Genomic DNA, 23,613 nt, shown 5'->3' with positions numbered 1-23,613 from the left:
GCCTGCGGCAAACCCGCCAGATACGCCCGTTCAATCACCAACCGCTGATCCGCGGTCAACCTCACTCCCGGCATGCGCCGCAACCTCTCACCTCACGATCGAGTTGCAACAACCGGTTGAGTTCGCCCAGCGCTTCAGTCGCTCCCCGCGACCGATGAGGCGTCTGCGACCCAGGTGCTGGCCCTGGCCACCGGGGCGCTGCGAACGCGTCGTCTGGCCGAGGTGGAGGAGCTCCGGCTCGGGATCCAGTGGGCAACCATCCACGGCCACCCCCGTGACGACCGCGACCCGATGGTCACTCCCGGCGGCGACGGCACTCCCCCGGTCCGCGAGCACGCGATCCCGGAGCTGGCCATGGCGCGCGAGACGCATCCCGCCACGACGCGGGCGCTCATCGCCGACGGCCTCGACCTCGTCCACCGCCTGCCCCGGACGTGGGCGGTCGTGGAGGCCGGCGAGTGCGAGCCGTGGGTGGCGCGCAAGGCCGCGGTCCTCTCACGCGCCCTGCTCGACGACCAGGTCGTGAAGGTCGACCGCGCCGTCGCCAAGGCCATCGCCGGGCACGCACCGTCCACCGTGCTCGAGATCGCCCGGGCGAAGGTCATCGAGGCCGACCCGGAGACCCACCGGGCAGAGCGGGAGCGTTCGCGTCACGAGCGCTACGTGCGCCTCTCCCGCTGCGACGAGCTCGGCTACCGCCACCTGATCGCCCGGGTGACCGCCGGCGACGCAGCCTGGCTCGATGCCATGGTCGACCGGGTCGCCGACATCCTCGGCGCCACGATGGGCGCCGACCACAACCACGACGAGCTGCGCTCCGTCGCGCTGGGCTGGCTGGCCCGTCCGGTCGACCTGCTCAAGCTGCTTCTCGAGCACACCGACAGCGACACCGACACCGACACGGAGACCGACAGCACCGCCCCGGACGCCCCGTCGTGGGCGTCGGACCACCTCGCCGACACCGTGGGCCGGCTGACCGCGATGCCGGCGCATCGGCTCGCACAGCTCCGCGGACGCGGCCGGCTGTTCGTCCACCTCACCGATGAGGCACTCCGCACCGGGACCGGCGTGGCGCGCATCGAGGGCGTCGGGCCGATCGACGTACGCCAGCTGCACGAGGTCCTGGGCCACGCGGACGTCACCGTCACCCCGGTCCTCGACCTGCGGGGGCGCCGACGGGTCGACGCGTACGAGCACCCCGAGGTGGTCAAGGACCACGTCTGGGCCCAGACCGGTGGCGACTGCTTCCCGTTCACCCCGCGCTCGGCCACCCGCGACGGCGTCGACTTCGACCACGCCGTCCCCTACGACGACACCGGCCCACCCGGACAGACCGGCCCCCACAACTCCGGCCCGCTGCGCCGGCGCCACCATCGCACCAAGACACACGGGGGTCTCACCACCCGTGTCGTCGGCCCCGGCCGACACCTCTGGCGCACGCCCCACGGGCAGGCCTTCCTCGTCGACCACACCGGCACGAGACGGTTGGCCGCGGACCAGGCAGAGGCCATGGCCGAGGCCATCGATGTTGGCGTCGAGCTCTACTTCACCGAGCCCCTCCACTACGAGCGCGCCTGACCGCAGGTGGACCGACATCCCCGGCCGGTCGCGACTCGTGCGAGCCGAAGCTCCACGATGGCAGGGTCACCCCCGGCCGAGACGCCGCCACCCACCCCGCCGGTTGTTCGCGACGATCTCGGTCAGGATGCCGATCACAGCCTCCCGGTCGATCTCGTCGTCCTCGTAGATCTGGATGGCCCGGCCGGTCGCGTTGCCGTGCCCCTGGTTGATGACGCCGTGCGGGTCGCTGACCGTCATCCGCCTACCGGCCGAGCCCCGCCTCACGCGCCCGCACGATCGCCTCGGACCGCCCCGACACGTCGAGCTTGGTGAAGATGCTGGACACGTAGTTGCGGACCGTCTTGTCCGACAGGAACAGTCGACGGGCGATGTCGGTGTTCGACGCGCCCTCGGCGATGAGCCCCAGCACCTCGCGCTCCCGGTCCGACAGCGAGGGGAACGGCTGCGCAGAGGCGACGGCACCGCCTGCGAAGAACGTCCGGAGGCGCCGCGCGACCTCGGGGCCGTAGACGCCTTGGCCAGAGGCCACCGACGCGAGGGCACGGGAGATCTCCTCCTGCCCGGCCCCCTTGAGGAGGTAGCCCAGCGCGCCGGCCTGGATCGCCGCGAAGACGGCCTGGTCGTCCTCGACCATCGTGAGCACCAGGACCTTCACGTCGGGCATGAGGTCGGTCAGCCGTCGCGTGGCCTCCACGCCCGACACCCCGGGCATCTGGAGGTCCATGAAGACGACGTCGGGTCGGTGCTCGACGACGGCCGCGACGCCGGACTCGCCGTCGACGGCCTCGGCGAGGACGGTGACGCCCAGGTCCTCCAACAACGTCCGCAGCCCCTGCCGGAACAACGGGTGGTCGTCGACGAGCACGACTCGCAGGGCTTCGGTCATCGCTGCCCCACCTCCTGCAGGACGTCATAGGGCAGCCACGCCCGTACGGCGGTCCCGTCGGCCGTCGTCTCCACGCCGCACCACCCGCCGAGCTCGGCCGCGCGTTCACGCATCGACGCGAGTCCCACGCCCGGCGTCAGGTCGTCGGGCAGCCCGGCCCCGTCGTCGCGCACGTGCACCTCCAGACCGGCGTCGAGGGCCGCGATGCCGAGCTCGACCCGCCGCGCCCCGGCGTGGCGTACGGCGTTGGTCGCCGCCTCCGCGGCGATCCGGTAGGCCGCCACCTCGACGGCCGCGGGCAGCGCGTCCACCCTCCCCGTCGCGCGCACGTCGACCTCCGGTCCGCCGGCGGTCAACGTGGACACCAGCGCCTGCAGCGCCCCGACCAGCCCGAGGTCGTCCAGGGCCGGGGGTCGCAGGTCGGCGACCAGCCGGCGTACGTCCGTCACGGCCGAGCGCGCCTGCTCCGCCGCGGCTCCCGACAGCTCCGCCGCCCGGGCAGCGTCCCCACGGGCGAGCGCCGACCGCACGACGTCCAGCGCCATGACCACCCCGGCCAGCAGCGGGCCGAGCCCGTCGTGGAGGTCGCGGCGCAGCCGTCGGCGCTCGTCCTCGCGGGCCTGGACCAGCTGGGTACGGGACTCCTCCAGGGCACCGGAGAGACGCACGGCGTAGGCCGCCGACGCCAGCGGTCCCGCGACGGCCTGCAGGGCGCGCGCGTCCGCACCGGTGGGGGCGGTCGCGCGGGTGACCCGCAGCTCGCCGACCTGACGTCCGTGCAGCTCCAGCGGTACGGCGGCGAAGGTCGTCGCCACGTGACCCGCGCGCTCCTCCACCTCAGTGCCGTCGGGCATGCGGACCACGACGCTGACGCCTCGCAGCCGCAGCCCCGCACGCACCGCCTCGACGCCGGCGGCGAGCGCCTCCCGTGGCGCCGCGGCCTCGCGCAGGGCGCGGTCGACCTCCTGCAGCAGGGCGTACGGGTCGCCGCGCAGCCCGTGGAAGAGCCGGTCCACCAGGCGCTGCAGCCGGACCCGGGCAGGGTGGAAGGCGGTGGCGATGGCGAACGCGGCGACGAACGGCACCGCCCCCTCCGAGGTGCCCACGAGCGCGCCGACCCAGCCGACGACAGCGACGTACAGGACGGCGGCGCCGGCGACGAGCAGGGCGGCCACGATCGTGCGGTTGACGAGCAGGTCGAGGTCGTAGAGCCGGTAGCGCAGGGCGGCCACGGCGATCCCCGCCGGCACGAGCAGCACCACCAGGTTGGCCCACACCGACGGCGCGACGACGATCACGAGGACTGTGACGGCGAGGGCGTACCCCACCCAGCCGACCTGTCGCCGCTCGACTCCGTCGGCTCGGCGCACGCGGACGACGACCGAGGCGAGGGCCACGACGGTCAGTGCCGCCATGCCCAGCTGGACCGCCGGCTGGAGCACCTCGACGACCGGCTCGGCGCGCTGCGCACCGAGGGGGTTGTCGACGCCGGGGAAGAAGGCGAGCGGTCCGGGCGTGAGGGCGATGGCGGCCACACCGACCAGACCCAGGACGGCCGCACCCATGAGCGACCACCGCCAGCCCCGACCCGGAAGGGGGCGCCCGTGCGGCACCACCTGCGGGAGGACCGTGGAGACCACGAGCCAGGACGGCAGCCACGCCCAGCTCGCGACCCACGCGGTCCCGACCGCCAGGTCGGCACCCGGCGGCAGCGCGGCGGAGTCGTCACCGCCGAGGGCGTACGCCGTGCCGGAGAGGGCCGAGGTGTACACGGCCGACGCGAGGCCGACACCGAGCAGCAGCCAGCCCATCCGGCGCGCCGGCGGGTGCGCCACGAGGAGGGCGCCGGTGATCGAGAACGACGTGGCCACCACCACCTCGGGGGTCCCGAGCAGCTGCTCGAGGTAGCCGAGCCCGCTGACGAGCGGGAGCGCCACGGCGAGGGCGGCGAGGCTGACGGCGACCGCGGCGATGAGCCGGGCCGCCACCACGGCGCCCCGGCTCCCGTCGCGTCTCGCGGCCACCTGCTCACCGTAGGTGGCGCGGTCGAGGCGTGTCAGGCGTTCTTCCACGCCCGGCCACCGTCCCTCGTGACGTGGTGGGCCAGGCCCACCGCCCCGAGGAGGTACAGCCAGTGCGGGTCGACCGGGCCGACGGCGCCGATCGTGAAGTCGAGGACGATGAAGACCAGCCACACGCCCGGCACCCACCGGGGCACGCCGGCACCCTTGACGAGCAGCCCGACCGTCAGCACGAGCATGCCCAGCACGGTCCCGGCGAAGAACGGCAGGGCGAACAGCACGCCGAGGAGCGGGTCCGACTGGAGGTTCTGCATCCACGTCGCGGCGGCCAGCCCCGACTCCCCGTCGAGCAGGGCGCGGATCTGCAGCAGGCCGGTGAGCTGCAGGCCGAGGAAGCCCCACATGCCCAGGACGAGGAGCGTTCCCGCAACCCGACCCGTACGCCGGGCGCGGCGGGCCAGCAGGTGCGCGGCGGCGACGAACCCGAGCGCCATGAACGGCAGGGCGAGGGTCCCGCTGACCGACATGGCCGTCACGAGCGACGGGCTCCCGGCGGCCAGGGCCACCTGCTCCTCGATCGTCTCGGGTCGTCCGCCCAGGACCTGGGTCATGACCGCCTGGGCGGTGTTCCCCGCTGCCCCCAGCACGAGGGCGGCGGCGGCGAGGGCAGGCCCGAAGGGCCTGGGGGTGGTGCCGGCCGGAATGGTGCCGGCCGGGGTGGTGCTGGCCGACGCGGTGCCGGCGATGGTGCTCGTCATGCTGTCTCCTTGGTGTCTGCGGCGGTCGTCCGCCGGCAGGGAGACAGTCCCGCGAGCTGTGTCCTGGGCACACGGGAGCGGTGTCCTGACCTCGGTGGGACAACCGGTCGCGTCGATGCCGGACCGTGTGTGATTCTGGTGGTGCAACGGCACGTGCCGGGCGACCGCACCGAGACGGAGTGGCTGATGCTGCGTCGACACCGTCGTCAGGAAGACGACCGACACCACCCCGGGGCCCTCGAGGTGTTCGACATCCGGGTGGTGGACGAGCCGCGCCCGTCGCCCAGCCCTCCATCGCCCAGCCCTCCATCACGTGGCGCGCCGGCGCCGCTGGCGTGCCGCTGGCACCTGTGGCACCAGTGGGCGGCCGTCCGGGTGGACGCGCACACCACGTACGTCGCCTGCGCCGGGTGCGGGCGCCTGCCCACACCGACGGTCTTCGAGCCGCCTGCCCCCTAGGACCGGCTGGTGTCGTCAGGGAGCGTCGGGAAGGCGACGCGTCCGTGCGATCTCGGCAGCCACCGTCGCGACCTTCCGGTTCGAGTGGGACGAGACACGACGCAGGTAGTCGAACGCCTGGTCCGCGGTCATGTCGAGACGCTCCATGAGGATTCCCTGCGCCTGGCCGATGACGTTGCGATTGTGCAGTCCCAGTCCGAGCTGGTCGATCTGCCTCTCCGCCGCCATGATCACCGAGAGCTGGCCGGCCAGTGCCTGCGCGACGGCGACGTCGTCGGCATCGAACCGGCACCCGTCCTCGCAGTAGAGACTCAGCGCACCGAAGGACTGCTCGTCGGTGTACACCAGGAGCGACATCATGGAGTCCACGGCCAGCTCGGCGTGGACCCGCGGTGCCCAGGTCGGCCACCGCCGCTCCACGGCCAGGCTCGGGCTGACGAGCGTGTCCTGGTCCCGGCGGACATCGAGACACGGGCCCTCGGCCAGCTCCGTCTGGAGCGCGTTGGCCCGGGAGACCAGGTCGTCGCTGCTCGCCCGGGTCACCAGGCGACCGTTCTCGTTGACAGTGATCCCCGCGTGGTCACAGCGGGTCACCAGGTCCAGGGCGGCGTCCACCGCCACCTTGAGGCGAGTGCCCTCGTCGGGCGCGGCAGCCAGCGCCTGGGCCAGCTCGGAGAACCCGCCGAGCAGCTTCCTGGCGTCCATGAGCGCCTCCCCTCCGTGACCCTCATGATCGCGTTGCTTACATTGTAAACCGCCCGCCCTCCGGAGGGAGGACGGGCGGCTTCGTGAGATGCGTCAGGCCCCGAGGCCGGTGCGATCGACCTTCCGGTGGAACCGCATCCCGGCGAGTCCGCCGAGGATGGCGCCACCCAGGCTGGCGACGACCGCGGCCACGGCGGTGATGATGCCACCGGTGGCGAGGTCACCCTCGCTGATCGGCACACGGGGGAGGCTGTTCAGCTGCGAGAGCACGTTGTACTCGCTGCCCGCGACCGCGACGACGACCGCCACGACGATCGCGATGACCAGCGCCCACAACCACACGGCGATCCCCTGCTTGGCGCCGTCGAAGCGCGCCATCCGGCCCGCGACGTAGCCGCCGGCGTAGTAGGCCACGAACAGCACGACGAGCAGGGCGATCGCGCCGACGACCCCGATGGTCTCCGCGTTCTGCGTCGCCTCACGCTCGGCCTGCTGCGGTCCCGACAGTGCGCCGAGCCCGACGGCCGTGCCGATGGCGCTGAGCAGGGCGGTCACGAGGATGGCGGTGCCGGCGGCGGTGAGCCAGCCGAAGAACGCCGAGCCCCACTTGATGCCGCCGTGCTCCTCCTTCTCGCGCGCCACGACCGTGTGCCGGTCGGGTACGCCGTCGTGATCGGCGTCGCGCACGTCGTGCGCGTGTCGAGGCTGGTCCGCGTTCGTGCTCACACGGTGCCCCTGCGGTCCTGGACGTCACCCTCGGCCTCGATGTGCTCCTTGCGGACCTCTTCGTTGACGGTCTCCTCCTCGGTGACGGTCTCCTTGTCGAGGCGCACGCGCTCCACCGGCTCGGTGGTCTTGCCGACCACGGCGCGCTCCTCGTTGAGGACCACCTCGTGCTCCTCCTCCGAGATCGCCGGGCCGGACAGGGCCTGGTCGCGGTCGTCGCCGCTGATCGGCTCGGTCTCGATGACCGCGCGCTCCTTCTTGACCGGGACCGTCACCGTCTCCTGCTCCGTGGTGACGTACTTGCGCAGGCGGGCACGCCCGGCCTCCTCGCTCGTCGTGCCGACGTCGAGACGCTCCTCCGACCGGGTCATGGCGTCGTCGGTGGTGGGACCCGAGGTGTCGTGGCCCACGGTGCCGCGCGCGTCGCGCGTGTCGGTCGTGCCGCCCTCGGGCAGGCCCGAGTCGCTGGAGCGCTCCGAGTACGTCATCCCGTAGTGGTCGTACAGGCGACGCTCCTCGGACTGGTCGAGGTGACCGCTGTCGACGTCGACGTTCGGGGCGTCCTTGACCTGGTCCTTGGTGAAGGGGACACGGACGCCGTCATCGGTCACGTCCACGTCGGCGGCAGGGACCAAGGACTCGTTCATCCCGAACAGGCCCGTGTTGACGGTGAGGAACTCGGGACGGCCGGTCTCGTCGTCGAGGAAGACCTGACCGATCTTGCGATCTTGTCGTTGTCGCTGGCGTAGAGGGTCTGGCCGATCATGCGGCCGTGGTCGTTCGTGTTCATCGTGTTCTCCTCGTGGGACGGATGAGCAAGGTGACCTGGGGGCTCGGTGAGCGCTTGCGGTGAGGCCACGCGGGCTACGGGTTTACGTTGTAAGCCGTACCCAGGCCCGAAGCCGCCATACGACGCGGATCGGCGGAGGGCACCCCTGAGGAGGGGCCGGTCAGTCCGCGAGGTGCTCGTTGCGGGTGATGGTCAGACGGTCGAGGAGCGCCTCCAGCGCCTCCTCGAACTCCACGGCGGACCGGTCCTCCGACAACGGTCCGCGCAGCCGGGACACCGTCGGGTGGCGCGACGCGCCGGGCTCTCCGGTCTCGTCGTCGAGGACGTCCAGGGGTCCGAGGTCGGCACCGTGCACGGCCACCTCGAGGAGCAGGTGTCCGAGGAGGAAGCTGGTGTAGGCCCGGTACGCCTCGACGGCTGCCTCGTCGGTGAACCCCTCCTCCACCAGACCGGCGAGGAAGGTCTCGACCCAGTCGAGGCTGCGCAGGGGAGGCCTGAGCCACGGCGCCTCGGGGGGACGCGACGCGACCAGAGGGAAGGCCTTGGGATGGGTGAGAGCCGTGCGCCGCACGCCGTGGGCGAGTCGTTGCAGGAAGTCCTGCCAGCCGTCGCGGGGCGCGTCGAGGACCACGTCGTCCGCCCGGACCTGCGCGACCAGTGACTCCACGACCGCGTCGAGCAGCTCCTCCTTGCTCGGGATGTAGCGGTAGAGGGCCATGGCCTCGACGCCCAGCTGCTCGCCCAGACGTCGCATGGTCAAGCCCGGCAGCCCGTTGGCGTCGATGAACTCGAGGGCGGCGTCGACGACGCGCTCCCGGCTCAGCGGCACCCGGCTGGACGGCGGTGGCTCGTCATCGACCGCTGCGCGGTCGGCGTCCGGGTAGTCCTCGCTCATGTCGTCCCCCTCGCGACACTCACACTACTCACCAGCGGGCGTGGACGTGCTCCCGGATCCGGCGGTCGTACAGCTCGGCCACGCCCTCGAGGAACGGGGAGGGAAGCTCCCCGACCAGCCCGGCCGCGGCGTTCGCCTCGGCCTGGGAGACGTTCCGCGCCCCCGGGATCACCGTCGAGACCCCCGGTTGCTGCCAGATCCAGGCGATCGCGGCCTGGGCAGGCGTGACGTCGGAGAGACCGGACGAGGACACCAGCGCGGAGAACTCCCGCGCCGCCTCGACACCCGTGGCGTAGTCGACGCCGGAGAACGTCTCCCCCACGTCGAAGGCGCTGCCGTCGCGGTTGTAGGTCCGGTGGTCGTCCTCGGCGAAGGTCGTGTCGAGGTCGTACTTGCCGGACAGCAGGCCCGAGGCCAGCGGCACGCGGGCGATGATCCCGACCCCGGCGGCCTCGGCCGCGGGCAGGACCTCGTCGAGGGGCTTCATCCGGAAGGCGTTGAGGATGATCTGGACGCTGGCGACGTGGGGCCGGGCGATCGCGCTGAGCGCTTGGGCGCAGGTCTCGACGCTGACGCCGTACGCCGCGATGACGCCCTCGTCGACGAGGCGGTCGAGCACGTCGTACGTCGCGTCGTCGTCGATGACCTCGCTCGGCGGGCAGTGCAGTTGGACGAGATCGATCGTGTCCACCCCGAGGTTCTTCCGCGAGCGGTCCAGCCACTGGCGGAAGTTCGCCTCGACGTAGTTCGCCGGCACCTGGTCCATCCGGCGTCCCATCTTGGTGGCGACGGTGAAGCCGGCGTCCGGGTGGGCCGCGACGAAGCGGCCGACCAGCTGCTCGCTGCGGCCGTCGCCGTAGACGTCGGCGGTGTCGTAGAAGGTCACGCCGGACTCGGCGGACGCCTCCAGGACCGCGAGGGCGTCCGCCTCGCTGACGTCGCCCCAGTCGGCGCCGAGCTGCCAGGTGCCGAGGCCGACGACCGAGGCGGAGAACGGCGTACGTGGGAAGCGACGCTGCTGCATGGGGCTCCTTGGGGAGGTGGCGATCAGGGGGTCGGCCCCTCGAGCCTAGGCACGGGCCGCAGCGACCATGCGGTCCGGGTTGCCGTAGTAGGCGTCGGGCCCGTGCTTGCGGGTGAAGTGCCGCTCGAAGAGGTGGCCGGGCGACGTGGCCGCGGGGTTGAGCGCCAGCGTGTGCAGCGCCATCTGAGCGACCGCTTCGAGGATCACCGAGTGCTCGACGGCCTTGGTGGCGCTGGGGCCCCAGGTGAACGGCCCGTGGCCGGCGACGAGCGCCCCCGGCACGTCGAGCGCGTCGCCCCCTGGTCGACTGCCCATCGCCTCGACCAGCACCCGGCCGGTGTTGAGCTCGTAGTCGCGCGCGCACTCGTCGGCCGTCAGGTGGCGGGTGAGCGGCACCGGGCCGTTGAACGTGTCGGCGTGCGTGGTCCCGAGCACCGGGACAGGCCGGCCGGCCTGCGCGAAGGACACGGCGTACGTCGAGTGGGTGTGCGCGACGCCGCCCAGGCCGGCGTGCTCCAGGTAGAGCAACCGGTGCGTCTCGCTGTCGGTGGACGGCTTGAGGTCACCGGCGAGCACCCGCCCGGTCTCGACCTCGACCGGCACCAGGTGCTCGACGGCGAGCTCGTCGTAGGGCACGCCGGACGGCTTGATGACGTAGATGCCCCGCTCACGGTCCAGCCCGCTCACGTTGCCCCACGTCAGGGTGGCCAGGCCCTCGCGCGGGATGACGAGGTTGGCCTCCAGCACCTCGCGCAGCAGGTCGTCGGAGACGGGACCGCGGACGGGGCCGGCCATCACAGCCCCTCGGCGAGCCGGTGGTAGGCGGCGTTCCAGCGCAGCTCGCGCTTGAAGGTGCGCGGGGTGGTGTCGTCGTCGATGACGACCAGCTCGACGCCGGTCATCTCGGCGAAGTCCTCGAACACCTCGACGCCGACGGCCTTGGACAGCACCGTGTGGTGCGGGGCGCCCGCCATCAGCCACGCCTCGGCCGACGTCGACAGCGACGGGCGCGGCTCCCACACGGCGCACGCGACCGGGAGCAGCGGGAGGTCGGCGTCGGGCTCGACCACGTCGATGTCGTTGACCGTCAGCCGGAAGCGGTCGCCCAGGTCGGACAGGCCGGCCACGACGGCGCGGCCAGGGTCGGCGGTGAAGCGGAGGCGTACGGGGTCCTCGCGGCCACCGATCGACAGCGGGTGCACCTCGAGCGAGGGCCGGCTGGTCGTGATGGTCGGGCAGACCTCGAGCATGTGCGCGCCGAGGATCTTCTCCTGCCCGGGGACCAGGTGGTAGGTGTAGTCCTCCATGAACGACGTGCCGCCGGGGAGGCCCGCGGCCATCGTCTTGGTCGCGCGCAGCAGCACCGAGGTCTTCCAGTCGCCCTCGCCGCCGAACCCGTAGCCGTCGGCCATCAGTCTCTGGACGGCCAGGCCGGGGAGCTGGCGCAGCCCGCCGAGGTCCTCGAAGTTCGTCGTGAAGGCGCCGAAGCCCCCCGCGGTGAGGAACTCGCGCAGGCCGAGCTCGATCCGCGCGCCGTAGCGCAGCGAGTCCTCCCGCTCCGCGCCAGGCAGCAGCTCGGGCGCCACGGCGTACGTGTCGACGTACTCCTGGACCAGCTTGTCGATGTCGGCGTCGGCCACCTCGTCGACGACCGCGACGAGGTCGTTGACGCCGTAGGTGTTGACCGAGACGCCGAAGCGCAGCTGCGCCTCGACCTTGTCGCCCTCGGTGACCGCGACGTCGCGCATGTTGTCGCCGAAGCGCGCGAGCTTGAGGTGCGACAGCTCGTGGCGGCCCAGCGCGGCACGCGCCCACAGGGCCACGCGCTGGGCGACGACCGGCGAGTCGACGTGGCCGGCGACGGTCTTGCGGGCGACGCCGAGGCGCGACTGGATGTAGCCGAACTCCCGGTCGCCGTGCGCGGCCTGGTTGAGGTTCATGAAGTCCATGTCGATCGTCGACCACGGCAGCTCCATGCCGGCCTGCGTGTGCAGGTGCAGCAGCGGCTTGCGCAGCGCGTCGAGCCCGGCGATCCACATCTTCGCCGGCGAGAAGGTGTGCATCCACGCGATCACACCGACGCACGCAGGGTCGGAGTTGGCGTCGAGCATCTGCCGGTGGATCGACGCCGCGTCGAGCAGCACCGGCTTCCACACCACCGTCACGGGGAGGTCACCGTCGCCGAGCCGGTCGGCGATGGCCTGCGACTGCGACGCCACCTGGTCCAGGGTCTCCGGACCGTAGAGGCCCTGGCTGCCGGTGAGGAACCAGACCTCGGGGGTGGGGGCGGACGTCATGCTCATGCGGGTGTTCCTCCGTTGCTCGTGGTGGTGGCGTACGACCGGCGGGCCACGGCGTCGCGGCGGATCGCCTTGAGCCGCCGCATGGTCGTGGTGGCGCGGCCGAAGTGGTCGTGCAGCGCGACGTACTGCTCGAAGAGCGGGTCGTACGCCGCGGCGCGCGCCTCGTCGGGCACGAAGACGTGGCGCCGCACCTTGCCCATCTGCTTGGCCGCGGCGGGCACGTCGTCGTACGCCCCGGCGGCCACCGCGGCGTGGATGGCGGAGCCGAGCGCGGGGCCCTGCTCGGAGTCGATGACCGACAGGGGCAGCCGGGTGACGTCGGCGTAGACCTGCATCAGCAGCGCGTTCTTCTGGAGCCCGCCGGCGACGATGAACTCCTCGACCGGGACCCCGCTGTCGCGGAAGGTCTCGACGATGACGCGGGTGCCGAAGGCGGTGGCCTCGAGCAGCGCGCGGTAGACGTCCTCGGCGCGGGTGGCGAGCGTCTGCCCCACGACGAGCCCGGACAGCTCGTGGTCGACGAGCACCGAGCGGTTGCCGGAGTGCCAGTCGAGCGCGACCAGGCCGTGCTCACCGACCTCCTGCTGCGCGGCGAGGCGGGTCAGGTGCTCGTGCACCGACTCCCCCGCGGCGGCCGCGGCCTCGGCGTAGGACGCCGGCACGCCGTGCTCGACGAACCAGCCGAAGATGTCGCCCACCCCGCTCTGCCCGGCCTCGTAGCCCCAGAGCCCGTCGACGATGCCGCCGTCGACGACGCCGCACATGCCCGGCACCTCGCGCAGCACCTCGGCGTTCATCACGTGGCACGTCGAGGTGCCCATGATCGCGACCATCTGGCCCGACCCGACGGCCTGCGCCGCGGGTGCGGTGACGTGGGCGTCGACGTTGCCGACCGCGACCGCGATGCCCTCGGGCAGGCCGGTCCACGCGGCCGCCTCGGCGGTGAGCGTGCCGGCCCTCTCCCCGAGCGCGCCGATGCGGTGCTCGAGCTTGTCGGTGACGAAGTCGCCGAAGCCGGGCGAGAGCGCGGTGAGGAACTCAGGCGACGGGTACGCCCCGTCCTGGCCCTCGAACTTCTGGAACTGCCCCTTGTAGCCCGCGGTGCACGCGTTGCGGACGTAGGTCCCGCAGAGCTGCCACACGATCCAGTCGGCGGCCTCGACCCAGTGCTCCATCCGGTCGTAGAGGTCGAGGTCCTCCTCGAAGAGCTGGAGCCCCTTGGCGAACTCCCACTCCGAGGAGATCAGCCCGCCGTAGCGCGGCAGCCACGGCTCGGCGCGGTCGCGCGCGAGCTGGTTGATCCGGTCGGCCTGGGCCTGCGCGGCGTGGTGCTTCCACAGCTTGACGTAGGCGTGCGGCCGGTCGGCCAGGCCCTCGACCTCGTTGAGCGGGGTGCCGTCGGCGAGCGTCGGCACCATCGTGCACGCGGTGAAGTCGGTCGCGATGCCGATGACCTGCGCCGGGTCGATGCCGGCCGCCTCGACCGCGGCGGGCACGGCGACACGCAGCACCTCGCGGTAGTCCTCGGGCACCTGCAGCGCCCACTCGGGCGGCAGCGGACGCTCCGTGCCCGCCTCGTTGCCGGTCAGGTGCGCGGGCAGCGACCGCTCGAGCACGGCGTGCGGATAGGGGTGCACGCCGGTGCCGAGCTCGGCGCCGTCGGAGACCCGTACGACGACCGCACGGCCGGACAGCGTGCCGTAGTCGACGCCGACGACGTACTGCTCAGGTGACATCAGGAGGTCCTCTCGGTGCTGGCCCGCACGACCAGCTCGGGCTTGATGAGTCGTTCGGGGCCGGCCTCGCCGGCGAGGGCGGCGCGCAGGATCTCGATCGCGCGACGGCCCACGGCCTCGAAGTCCTGGCGGACCGTGGTCAGCGGCGGGATCAGGTACGCCGCCTCGGGGATGTCGTCGAAGCCGACGACACTGACCCCGCGGGGCCCCGTCGGCACCGCACGGCCGGCCTCGCTGAGCGCGCGCAGCAGGCCCAGCGCCATCTGGTCGTTGGCGCAGAAGACGGCCGTGACGTCCTCGCGCTCCGCGATGCCGCGGCCGAGCTCGAACCCGCTGGCGGCCGACCAGTCCCCGGTCACGTGCTGCGAGGGCCGCAGCCCCGCGGCGTACATCGCGTCCTGCCAGCCGCGCAAGCGGGCCCGCGCCTCGGTCCACTCCTGCGGGCCGGCGAGGTGGACGATGTCGGTGTGGCCGAGCTCGATCAGGTGGCGGGTGCCGAGCTCGGCGCCGGCGACCTGGTCGACGCCGACGGTCCAGCGGGCGTTGGCGGGGTCGCCCTCGACGACGATGACGGGGACGCCCCACTGCTCCTGCGCCCGCGCCACCTCGACGGCGTCGTTGGTCGCGTGGATGAGCACGATGCCCTCGACGCCCTGGTTGCGCAGGTGGTCGATGGCGTCGACGAGCTCCTCGCGCGTCATGCTCTGGAGGTTCACCGAGCTGACGAAGTAGCCCGCGTCCCGACCGGCGGCCTGGATGGTGCGGTGCACCGTCGACGGGCCCCAGTAGCCGCTCTTGGACCCGATCACGCCGATGGTCGCGGACTTGCGGGTGACCAGCGCGCGGGCGGCGGTGTTGGGGCGGTAGCCGAGCTGACGGATCGCCTCCTCGACCTTCTCGCGGGTGGCGGGGCGCAGGTTGTCCTGCCCGTTGATGACCCGGGAGACGGTCTGGTGCGACACCCCTGCCAGCCGCGCGACGTCGGCCATCACGGGCGTACGCCGGACGGTGGGCTCGGCCTCGATCATGCGCGTCGCCTGGTGGCGAAGCGCTGAACGATCACGAAGGCCAGGAGCAGCACGCCGGTGATGATGCGGATCCAGTAGGAGCTGAGGGTGCCGTCGAAGGAGATGAGGGTCTTGATGATGCCGAGCACCAGCACGCCGAGCAGCGAGCCGAGGACGTAGCCGCGACCGCCGGTGAGCAGCGTGCCGCCGATGACGACCGCGGCGATGGCGTCGAGCTCCATGCCGATCGCGTGCAGGCTGTTGCCGGAGAGGATGTAGAGGGAGAACAGCAGCCCGGCGAGCGCGGCGCAGAAGCCGCTGATGACGTAGACGCCGACCTTGGTCGCCGCGACCCGCAGGCCCATCAGCATCGCCGAGGCCTCGTTGCCGCCGATGGCGTAGACGGTGCGCCCGAAGCGGGTGCGCGCCAGGACGTACGCCGCGACGGCGACCGTGGCGAGCGCGATGATCGCGGTCCAGCGGATGTAGTAGTCGCCGATGTAGACGGTCCTGAACGCGAGCTCGGTGAAGGTCGGGTCCTTGATCGAGATCGACTCGACGCTGATCAGGTAGGTGATGCCGCGGGCGAGGAACAGCCCGGCGAGCGTCGCGATGAACGGCTGGATGTCGAAGTAGTGGATGAGCAGGCCCATCAGCAGCCCCAGCAGCGTGCCGGTCGCGAGCACGGCGGCCATCGAGGCGTACGGCGACCAGCCCAGCTCGAGCGTCTTCGCCGCGATCATCGTCGACAGCGCCACCACCGAGCCGACCGACAGGTCGATGCCGCCGGTGAGGATGACGAAGGTCATCCCGACGCCGAGCACGATGAGGAAGGCGTTGTCGATCAGCAGGGACATCAGCACCTGCGGGTCGGTGAGGCCGTCGTAGCGCATGCCACCGACCCCGAAGAGGCCGAGGAACAGCGCCGCGGTGGCGATGATCGGCAGGTAGCGGTTGGGCGGGCGGTAGGTCCGCACCCGGTCCCAGGTCGAGGCACGGTCCGAGGAAGGGGGGACGGTGATGGCGCTCATGCGGGGGAACCTGCCTTCACGAGGGTCGGGGCGCCCGGCCGGCGTACGCGCAGCAGGGCGCGCGCCTTCGGCGACTGGAGGAGGCACACGGCGATCACGACGACCGCCTTGAAGAGGTAGTTGACCTCCGAGGGGATCCCGATGTTGGGGATGGTGCGGGCCAGGGTGGCGATGAAGAGCGCCCCGATGAAGGTGCCGGCCAGCGAGAACCGGCCGCCCATCAGCGAGGTGCCGCCGATGACCACCGCGAGGATCGCGTCGAGCTCGATCCACAGGCCGAGGCTGTTGGCGTTGACGGAGTTGGTGTTGGCCGCGATGACCAGTCCGGCCAGGCCGGCGCACAGCCCGGAGAAGCCGTAGACGGTCCAGATGATGGTGCGCGCCCGGACGCCGGCGAGCCGGCTGGCCTCCGGGTTGATCCCGACCGCCTCGATGAGCATGCCCAGGGCCGTACGCCGGGTGAGCAGGGCGGTGAAGACCACCATGCCGACCGCGACGAGGAAGGCCAGCGGCAGCGTCAGCACGAAGCCGGAGGCGAGGTCGCTGAACCACGGGTTGTTGACGGTCGTGATCTGGCCGTCGGTGATCGCCATCGAGATGCCGCGCCCGGCGACCATGAGGATCAGCGTCGCGATGATCGGCTGGATCCCGAGGACGGAGACGAGCAGGCCGTTCCAGGCGCCGAGGACGATGCAGACGACGATCGCGTAGGTCATGGCCATCACGGCGGTGCTCAGCGCGGCCTCGTCGCCGGCGCCGATGATCCGGGTGCAGGCGACCGCGGCCGCGATCGCGGCGATCGCGCCGACGGAGAGGTCGATGCCGCGGGTGGCGATGACCAGCGTCATGCCGAGCGCGACGAGCATCACCGGTGCGCTGTTGCGCATGATGTCGATGACGTTGCCGTAGAGGTGGCCGTCCTGCATGCGCACGTCGAGGAACGACGGCTTGGCGACGACGTTGACCAGCAGCAGCACCAGCAGCGCGAGGACGGGCCACAGGAGCTGGTGCCGGAGCACGCGCTGGACGAGGGTCGGGTTCTCAGGCACGGGTCTCTCCCTCCCGGGCCTCGCCCGCGATGATCTCGAGGACGTCGCGGACGCTGACGTCGTCGTTGGTCTGCTCGTGGATCTTGCGGCGGTCGCGCATCACGACCAGCCGGTCGCTGAGGCGCAGCACCTCCTCGAGCTCGGCGGAGATGAACACGACCGAGAGGCCCTGTGCCGCGAGCTCGGCGACCTTGGCCTGGATCTGCGCCTTGGCGCCGATGTCGATGCCGCGGGTGGGCTCGTCGAGGATGAGGATCTCGGGCTCGGTGATCAGCCACCGGGCGAGCAGCACCTTCTGCTGGTTGCCGCCGGACAGGTTGCGCATGAGCGCGTTCGGGTCGGCGGGCCGGATGTCGAGGGCCTCGATGTAGTCCTTGACCAGGCGGGTGCGGGTCGCCTGCGGGATCGGCCGCAGCCAGCCCCGCGAGGCCTGGAGCGCGAGGAGCATGTTGTCCGCGACGGTGAGGTCGCCGACGACGCCCTCGGCCTTGCGGTCCTCGCTGGAGAACGCGATGTTGCGGTCGATCGCGTGGCGCGGGCTGCGCAACCTGCGACGGTGCGACCGGACCGCCAGCTCCCCGCTGTCGGCGGTGTCGGCGCCGAAGAGCAGGCGGGCCAGCTCGGTGCGGCCCGAGCCGAGGAGGCCGGCGATGCCGACGACCTCGCCCTCGAAGAGCTCGAGGTCGGTGGCCTCGAGCGTGTTCTTGCGGCCGAGGCCGACCGCCTTCAGCAGGGGGGTCCCGGACCCGGCGTCGGTCTGCGGAGCGGCCCGGTCGAGACGGTCGAGCACCTCGAGCTCGCGACCGATCATGAGGCGTACGAGCTCGAGCTGGGTCGTGTCGGCGACCATCCGCTCCTCGACCAGCCGGCCGTTGCGCAGGATGGTCATCCGGTCGGCGATCTCGTAGATCTGGTCGAGGAAGTGGGACACGAAGACGATCGCCACGCCCTCGTCGCGCAGGCGGCGCATGACGGTGAAGAGCTTCTCCACCTCGTCGGCGTCGAGGCTCGAGGTGGGCTCGTCGAGGATCAGCACCTTGGCCTCGACGTCGACGGCGCGGGCAATGGCGACGAGCTGCTGCACCGCGATCGGGTGCTCGTCGAGGACCGTACGCGGGTCGATGTCGATGCCGAGGTGGAGCAGGGTGCGGCGGGCGCGCCGGTTCATCTCGCGCACGTTGATCGAGCCGAACCGGCGCGGCTCGCGGCCGAGCAGCATGTTCTCCGCGACCGTCAGGTTCGGGACCAGGTTGACCTCCTGGTAGACGGTGCTGATGCCGGCTGCCTGCGAGGCGGCCGGGGAGTGGAACTCGTGCTGCTCGCCGCCGATCGTGATGACACCCGAGTCGATCGTGTAGACGCCGGTGAGTGCCTTGATGAGGGTCGACTTGCCGGCACCGTTCTCGCCCATGAGGGCGTGCACCTCGCCGGGGAACAGCCGCACCGAGACGCCGTCGAGGGCGCGGACGGCTCCGAAGGTGATGGAGATGTCACGCATCTCGATCACCGGCTGCGTCTCCGCCCCGGGCGGGGAGACGGTCTCCGGCTGCGTCCTCATCTGGGTCATCTCGTTCCTCTCTGGCTGGCGCCGCACCCCCGGGGTGCGGCCCGGGGGTGCGGCTGATCCGTGGGCAGGGATCAGTACTGCCGCTCGGGCAGGACCTCGGCGGCCTGCTCCTGGGTGAAGGTGGTCTCCTCGGTCACGACGCGCTCGGGGACCTCCTCGCCGTCGAGGACCTTCTTGGCCAGGTCCATCAGCTGGGGACCGAGCAGCGGGTTGCACTCGACGATGAAGTTGATCTTGCCGTCGGCGAGGGCCTGCATGCCGTCCTTGACCGCGTCGATCGTGATGATCTGGATGTCCTTGCCGGGCTCGAGGCCGGCGGCCTCGATCGCCTCGATGGCGCCGAGGCCCATGTCGTCGTTGTGGGCGAAGACGACGTCGATCGAGTCGTCGGACTGCAGGAAGGACTCCATGACCTGCTTGCCGCCGTCACGGGTGAAGTCGCCGGTCTGCGACGCCGTGACCTCGATGCTGTCGTCGGCCGCGATCTTCTCGGCGAAGCCCTCGGCGCGGTCGATCGCGGGAGCGGCACCGGTGGTGCCCTCGAGCTGGACGACGTTGACGGTGCCGTCGCCGTCGACGTCGGCCTCCTTGGCGTTCTCGACGAGCCACTCGCCGGCCTTCTCGCCCTCGAGGACGAAGTCGGAGCCGAGGAAGGTCTCGTAGAGGGAGGTGTCCTCCACGTCGACCGCGCGGTCGGTGAGGATGACCGGGATGCCGGCCGCCTTGGCCTCCTGGAGGACGGCGTCGAAGCCGGTCTCGACCACCGGGCTGAAGGCGATGACGTCGACCTTCTGCTGGATGTAGGAGCGGATCGCCTGGATCTGGTTCTCCTGCTTGCCCTGGGCGTCGGTGAACTTGAGGTCGATGCCCTCGGCCTCAGCCGTCTCCTGGATGGACTTCGTGTTGGCCGTGCGCCAGCCGCTCTCCGCGCCGACCTGCGCGAAGCCCATCGTGATCGTGCCGTCGTCGTTGCCGCCGGAGCCCGACTCGGCGTTGCTGCTGCCGCAGCTGGTGAGAGCGAAGGTGCTCAGAGAGATCGCCGTTGCAGCGACCAGGGTCTTCTTCACCACTGTCTTTCCTCCACATCAAAGGGGCTGTCTCGCCCGTGTGACCGGTGTCACGTGCCATGAGTGTGAGCGCTAACATTCCGCTCGTCAAGCCTTCCCAGCAGAATCTCTCACACCAGATGTGAACGTTCACCCAGAACGGGCACGAGGCAGGAGCCGTGATGGACACCCTCCTCCCCGGCGTACGCGGCCACGGCCTGCGCCCGCTTCGCCGCGGCGCCGGGCTGCCGGTCCGGCGCATCGCGCAGCACCTCGGCGTGCGGGAGTCGACGGTCTACAACTGGGAGTCCGGCCGCGTCCGGATCCCCGGCGACCACCTGCCCGGGCTGGCGTCGCTGCTCGGCACGTCGACCCCCGTCCTCGTGCCGGTCCTCCGCTCGTCTCCCCCGCCCGGCGCGCGCGGACCGGTGCCGCCGCTGCGGCGGCTGCGGCGGCGTACGGGGTTGTCGCAGGAGGCCGTCGCCCGCCGGATCGGCACCACCCGGCACCGCCTCGGCGCGTGGGAGCGCGGGCAGGTGCCGCCGCTGTGGGCCGTACGCCGGCTGGCGCGGGCGTACGGCGTGCCGGTCGCGCAGGTGGCCCACCTCGCGGGGGTGCCCGCGCCGCGCCTGCTCGACCCGGCACGGTGGCGCCCGGGCGACCTGCCGGGGGTGCTGGCGACGCTGCGCGCCTGGAACGGGCTGACCCAGGCGGAGGTCGCGCGGCGGTGCGGCCTGCACCGCACCACGGTCCGCGGCTGGGAGAACGGGCGCGGCGTGCCGAGCGCGCGGTCGCGCGAGCGGCTGGAGGAGCTCCACGGCCTGCCTGCCGGGTCGCTGCGGGGGGCCTACCCCGCCGGCTGAGCGGGCGCGGCGGTGGACCGGCGCACGGTCAGCGTCGGCACGATCGGGTCGAGGGTGGACTCGTCCTCACCGCGCACCGCAGCGAGCGCGAGGCTCAGCGCGCGGCGGCCGAGCTCGGCGAAGTCCTGCGACACCGTGGTGAGCGCCGGCCAGTAGAACGCCGACTCCGGCACGTCGTCGAAGCCCACGACGCTGACGTCGTCGGGCACCCGCCTCCCGCGCCCGTGGAGGGCGTTGAGCAGGCCGAGGGCCATCGAGTCGTTGCCCGCGAAGACCGCCGTCACGTCGGGGTCGTCGGCGATGAGCAGCCCCGCGCGGTGGCCGCTCGCCGGCGACCAGTCGCCCTCGAGCTCGGGACCAGGCAGCAGCCCGCGCTCCTCGTGCGCCCGGCGCCAGCCGGCCCGGCGCTGCTCGGCCTCCACCCAGTCGGACGGACCGGCGACGTGGGCGACGTGGCGGTGGCCGAGGTCGAGCAGGTGGCCGACGGCGAGCTCGGCGCCCGCCTGCTGGTCGATGCTCGCGGAGAGGGGCGTGCCGGCCAGGACGCCCTGCACCGTCACGATGGGGATCGACAGCTGCAGGGACTGCGTCATCTCGGCTGCCTCGCGGTGGGCCACCGCGACGACGATGGCCTCGACGGCCTGGTCGAGCAGGCGCTCGACGGCGTTGTCGAGCATCTCGGCGGAGAACTCCGGGAGCCCGACGAGCGACACGTCGTAGCCCTCGGCGTAGCCCGCCTCCTGCACGCCGAGCGCGATCATGCTCGGCCCGTGCAGCCCGAGGTGCGCGGTGACCATGCCGATGCGGCGCGAGCGGTTGGTGGCGAGGAGCCGGGCGGCGAAGTTGCGGCGGTAGCCGAGCTCCTCGATCGCGGCGAGCACGCGCAGCCGCGTCTCCTCCTTGACCAGCGAGGCGTCGTTGAGCACGCGCGACACGGTCTGGTGCGAGACGCCCGCGAGCGCGGCGACCTGCGCCATGCTCGGCGACCTCCCCGCTCCTCGCCGGCTGCCGTTGTCCCCCATGCGCGCATCCTAGGGTGGCGGACCGTCGGTCATGTGGTCACGCACCAGCGCGGCCGCCAGGTCGAGGGTGCTCGGGTCCACGGCGGTGGGCGTCGACGCCGCGGCCCCGCCTGCGGCGAGCAGGACCTCGCCCGCCTGCCACGACGTGATCGAGTCGCGTTCGGCGACGAGCGAGCCGACGGACGCCGGGTCGTACGGCAGCTCGAGCCGCGCGTACACGTCGGCGAGCACGGCACGGACGGCGTCGAGGTCGTCGACCACCGCCAGCGCGCTGAACAGCCAGGCGTCGCGGACCACGCGTTGGGCGGTGCCGACGAGCTTCGCCACGCCGCGTGCGTTGACGCTGTGCTCGCCCGGGCAGTACTCGCCGGGCACGGGGCCGACCCGCGCGTCGACGCCCAGCCCGGCGAGGCCGGCCGCGCAGCGTCGGCCGTACGACTCGAACCGGTGCTGCATGTGGTCGCCGGGCTTCGGCTCGCGCCGGACGTGGTCCACCACGACACAACGTGGCGTGTAGGCCACGGCGCGGCCGCCCACCGCGCGCACCGCCGTGTCGAAACCGTGGTCGCGCGCCGCGGCGACGGCCGCCGCGAAGCCGGGGAGCCTGGTGTCCCGGCGCCCGAACACGACCGTGGGCGTCGCGGGGCTGTAGACCCGGTGCGCGGCGAGCAGCTCGCCCGTCGAGGCCTGACGCAGGAGCGCGTGGGTGATGGCCAGCTCGTCGGCCTCGTCGTGCCCGAGACGCCCGACGTGGAGCGGCTCAGCTCCGTCCATGGGCGTGGAGCGGCTTCCCGGCGAGCGCGAGGGCCGCTTCACCCAGCGCTTCGTTCTGGGTGGGGTGGGCATGGACGAATTGTGCGACGTCCTCCGGGAAGGCCTCCCAGTTGACCATCAGCGAGGCCTCGCCGACCTGCTCGCCCATCCGGGTGCCGAGCAGGTGGACGCCCACGATCGGACCGCCGGCCTGTCGGACCACCTTCACGAACCCCGTGGTGCCGAGGATCTGGCTCTTGCCGTTGCCCGCGAGGTCGTACTCGTACGTGGTCACGTCACCGTGGATCTCACGGGCCCGGGGTTCGGTGAGACCCACCGAGGCGATCTCGGGCTCGCAGTAGGTGACGCGTGGGATGTCGGCGTCCTCGACGGGGTCGGGCGAGAGTCCGGCGACCTCCTCGGCCACGAAGATGCCGTGGGCGAAGCCGCGGTGCGCCAGCTGGAGCCCGGGCACGAGGTCGCCGACGGCGTACACGCCCGGCACCGAGGTGCGGAGCCGGTCGTCGACGACGACCCAGCCGCGGGCGAGCTCGACGCCGTGGTCCTCGTAGCCGAGCCCGGCGGTCACCGGCCCCCGCCCGACCGCCACCAGGACGAGGTCCGCGGTGAGCACGTCGCCACCCTCCAGCGTCACGGCCACCTCGGAGGCAGAGCTCGAGACCCCGCGGACCATCGCGTCGGTCCTGAACCCGATGCCGCGCCGGCGGAAGGCCCGCTCGAGCTGCCGGCCGATGGCCGGGTCCTCGAGCGGCACGAGGCTGGGCAGGCCCTCGACGATCGTGACCTCGGCCCCGAACGAGCGCCACACGGAGGCGAGCTCGACGCCGATGACGCTGCCGCCGATCACGACGACCCGCTCCGGCACCTCGTCCAGCCGCAGCGCCTCGTCGCTCGTGACGACCCGCGAGCCGAGCTCGACCCCCGGGATCGAGCGCGGGCGGGAACCGGTGGCCAGGACCAGGCTCGTGCCGGTGTGGACCTGCCCGTCGACCTCGACCGACCTCGGAGCGACCATCCGCCCCTCCCCCTCCACGTAGGTCGCTCCGCTGGCCTTCACCAGCCCCTGCAACCCCGTGTGGAGGCGCTCGACCACCCGGTCCTTGTAGGCGTGCACGCCCGCCATGTCGACGCCGTCGAAGGAGGCCAGGACGCCGTGCGCCGGGGCCGCCCGGGCGGCGTCCGCCAGCTCCGCGGCGTGGAGCAGGGCCTTGGTCGGCACGCAGCCCTGGTGCAGGCACGTGCCGCCGAGGCGGTCCCGCTCGACCAGCGTGACGGACAGCCCGAGCTGCCTGGCGCGCAGCGCGGTCGCGTACCCGCCACTGCCTCCGCCGAGGATGACGAGGTCGGTCTCGGTGCTCATGCGGGTCTCC

The 23,613-nt window shown here is 72.3% G+C and carries 22 protein-coding genes; 2 read left to right on the top strand and 20 right to left on the bottom strand.

Translation table 11 applies throughout. The annotated features are described in order from the left end of the window. Window positions 1-174: 174 nt before the first annotated feature. Window positions 175-1,578: a hypothetical protein gene (locus tag IEZ24_RS13065; RefSeq protein ID WP_129454274.1), complete on the top strand. Its 1,404-nt coding sequence runs from the start codon at window positions 175-177 to the stop codon at window positions 1,576-1,578. A gap of 66 nt (window positions 1,579-1,644) precedes the next feature. On the opposite strand, the gene IEZ24_RS13060 is transcribed toward IEZ24_RS13065, so the two are convergent. From IEZ24_RS13060 to IEZ24_RS12980, 17 genes are all read right to left on the bottom strand, one after another. Then, a complete protein-coding gene (locus tag IEZ24_RS13060) occupies window positions 1,645-1,818 on the bottom strand; it encodes a DUF1801 domain-containing protein (protein WP_165356026.1) in 174 nt (57 codons plus the stop codon). A 4-nt stretch (window positions 1,819-1,822) separates the two neighbouring features. Next, entirely contained in the window at window positions 1,823-2,467 is a 645-nt protein-coding gene (locus IEZ24_RS13055; protein ID WP_129454273.1) for a response regulator, read from the bottom strand. Next, the gene (locus IEZ24_RS22380; RefSeq protein WP_129454272.1) at window positions 2,464-4,491 is read right to left on the bottom strand and encodes a histidine kinase; all 2,028 of its coding nucleotides are present in this window, start codon (window positions 4,489-4,491) and stop codon (window positions 2,464-2,466) included. Before IEZ24_RS22380 ends, IEZ24_RS13055 begins: the two co-directional genes overlap by 4 nt. A 32-nt stretch (window positions 4,492-4,523) precedes the next feature. After that, complete coding sequence (locus IEZ24_RS13045) at window positions 4,524-5,246, bottom strand: hypothetical protein (RefSeq protein ID WP_165356025.1); 723 nt, start codon at window positions 5,244-5,246, stop codon at window positions 4,524-4,526. Between the two features lie 474 nt (window positions 5,247-5,720). Then, window positions 5,721-6,410 carry a GAF and ANTAR domain-containing protein gene (locus IEZ24_RS13040; RefSeq protein ID WP_129454271.1) on the bottom strand — a complete coding sequence of 230 codons (690 nt, stop codon included), beginning with the start codon at window positions 6,408-6,410 and terminating at the stop codon, window positions 5,721-5,723. A 93-nt stretch (window positions 6,411-6,503) separates the two neighbouring features. Continuing rightward, window positions 6,504-7,136 carry a hypothetical protein gene (locus IEZ24_RS13035; RefSeq protein WP_129454270.1) on the bottom strand — a complete coding sequence of 211 codons (633 nt, stop codon included), beginning with the start codon at window positions 7,134-7,136 and terminating at the stop codon, window positions 6,504-6,506. Next, window positions 7,133-7,783, bottom strand: a complete 651-nt coding sequence (locus IEZ24_RS13030) for a YsnF/AvaK domain-containing protein (RefSeq protein WP_207206745.1) — start codon at window positions 7,781-7,783, stop codon at window positions 7,133-7,135. Before IEZ24_RS13030 ends, IEZ24_RS13035 begins: the two co-directional genes overlap by 4 nt. A gap of 303 nt (window positions 7,784-8,086) precedes the next feature. Beyond that, the gene (locus IEZ24_RS13025) at window positions 8,087-8,821 is read right to left on the bottom strand and encodes a TetR/AcrR family transcriptional regulator C-terminal domain-containing protein (protein ID WP_191192857.1); all 735 of its coding nucleotides are present in this window, start codon (window positions 8,819-8,821) and stop codon (window positions 8,087-8,089) included. 28 nt (window positions 8,822-8,849) lie between these two features. Next, complete coding sequence (locus tag IEZ24_RS13020) at window positions 8,850-9,845, bottom strand: aldo/keto reductase (protein ID WP_129454269.1); 996 nt, start codon at window positions 9,843-9,845, stop codon at window positions 8,850-8,852. Between the two features lie 45 nt (window positions 9,846-9,890). Continuing rightward, complete coding sequence (araD, locus tag IEZ24_RS13015; RefSeq protein ID WP_129454268.1) at window positions 9,891-10,640, bottom strand: L-ribulose-5-phosphate 4-epimerase AraD; 750 nt, start codon at window positions 10,638-10,640, stop codon at window positions 9,891-9,893. After that, window positions 10,640-12,148, bottom strand: a complete 1,509-nt coding sequence (gene araA / locus IEZ24_RS13010; RefSeq protein WP_439116357.1) for an L-arabinose isomerase — start codon at window positions 12,146-12,148, stop codon at window positions 10,640-10,642. The genes araD and araA overlap by 1 nt, the downstream gene beginning before the upstream one ends. Continuing rightward, window positions 12,145-13,884 carry a ribulokinase gene (locus tag IEZ24_RS13005; RefSeq protein ID WP_129454267.1) on the bottom strand — a complete coding sequence of 580 codons (1,740 nt, stop codon included), beginning with the start codon at window positions 13,882-13,884 and terminating at the stop codon, window positions 12,145-12,147. The genes araA and IEZ24_RS13005 overlap by 4 nt, the downstream gene beginning before the upstream one ends. Continuing rightward, window positions 13,884-14,912 (bottom strand): LacI family DNA-binding transcriptional regulator, encoded by a 1,029-nt coding sequence (locus IEZ24_RS13000; protein ID WP_207206744.1) that lies wholly within the window; start codon window positions 14,910-14,912, stop codon window positions 13,884-13,886. The genes IEZ24_RS13005 and IEZ24_RS13000 overlap by 1 nt, the downstream gene beginning before the upstream one ends. Continuing rightward, window positions 14,909-15,922 (bottom strand): galactofuranose ABC transporter, permease protein YjfF, encoded by a 1,014-nt coding sequence (yjfF, locus tag IEZ24_RS12995; RefSeq protein ID WP_129454266.1) that lies wholly within the window; start codon window positions 15,920-15,922, stop codon window positions 14,909-14,911. Before yjfF ends, IEZ24_RS13000 begins: the two co-directional genes overlap by 4 nt. Further along, complete coding sequence (locus IEZ24_RS12990; protein WP_207206743.1) at window positions 15,919-16,971, bottom strand: ABC transporter permease; 1,053 nt, start codon at window positions 16,969-16,971, stop codon at window positions 15,919-15,921. The genes yjfF and IEZ24_RS12990 overlap by 4 nt, the downstream gene beginning before the upstream one ends. After that, window positions 16,964-18,538 (bottom strand): sugar ABC transporter ATP-binding protein, encoded by a 1,575-nt coding sequence (locus tag IEZ24_RS12985; protein ID WP_224745254.1) that lies wholly within the window; start codon window positions 18,536-18,538, stop codon window positions 16,964-16,966. The genes IEZ24_RS12990 and IEZ24_RS12985 overlap by 8 nt, the downstream gene beginning before the upstream one ends. Window positions 18,539-18,609: 71 nt before the next feature. Further along, window positions 18,610-19,605: an ABC transporter substrate-binding protein gene (locus tag IEZ24_RS12980; protein WP_207206742.1), complete on the bottom strand. Its 996-nt coding sequence runs from the start codon at window positions 19,603-19,605 to the stop codon at window positions 18,610-18,612. Window positions 19,606-19,766: 161 nt separating this feature from the next. Between IEZ24_RS12980 and IEZ24_RS12975 the strand changes: the two genes are divergently transcribed. Continuing rightward, window positions 19,767-20,447 carry a helix-turn-helix domain-containing protein gene (locus IEZ24_RS12975; RefSeq protein WP_129454264.1) on the top strand — a complete coding sequence of 227 codons (681 nt, stop codon included), beginning with the start codon at window positions 19,767-19,769 and terminating at the stop codon, window positions 20,445-20,447. Here the strand turns inward: IEZ24_RS12975 and IEZ24_RS12970 are convergent. The 3 genes from IEZ24_RS12970 to lpdA are packed head-to-tail and all read right to left on the bottom strand — an operon-like array spanning window position 20,432 to window position 23,603. After that, complete coding sequence (locus IEZ24_RS12970) at window positions 20,432-21,469, bottom strand: LacI family DNA-binding transcriptional regulator (RefSeq protein ID WP_129454263.1); 1,038 nt, start codon at window positions 21,467-21,469, stop codon at window positions 20,432-20,434. The two genes, IEZ24_RS12975 and IEZ24_RS12970, sit on opposite strands and share 16 nt — an antisense overlap. A 9-nt stretch (window positions 21,470-21,478) precedes the next feature. Further along, window positions 21,479-22,243: a lipoate--protein ligase family protein gene (locus tag IEZ24_RS12965; protein ID WP_129454262.1), complete on the bottom strand. Its 765-nt coding sequence runs from the start codon at window positions 22,241-22,243 to the stop codon at window positions 21,479-21,481. Then, a complete protein-coding gene (gene lpdA / locus IEZ24_RS12960; protein ID WP_129454261.1) occupies window positions 22,230-23,603 on the bottom strand; it encodes a dihydrolipoyl dehydrogenase in 1,374 nt (457 codons plus the stop codon). The genes IEZ24_RS12965 and lpdA overlap by 14 nt, the downstream gene beginning before the upstream one ends. Window positions 23,604-23,613 lie beyond the last annotated feature (10 nt).

Origin of the sequence: Nocardioides ganghwensis, assembly GCF_014779655.1 — a bacterium.
Lineage (GTDB): Bacteria > Actinomycetota > Actinomycetes > Propionibacteriales > Nocardioidaceae > Nocardioides > Nocardioides ganghwensis.
This window is presented reverse-complemented; position numbering and strand designations above follow the sequence as displayed.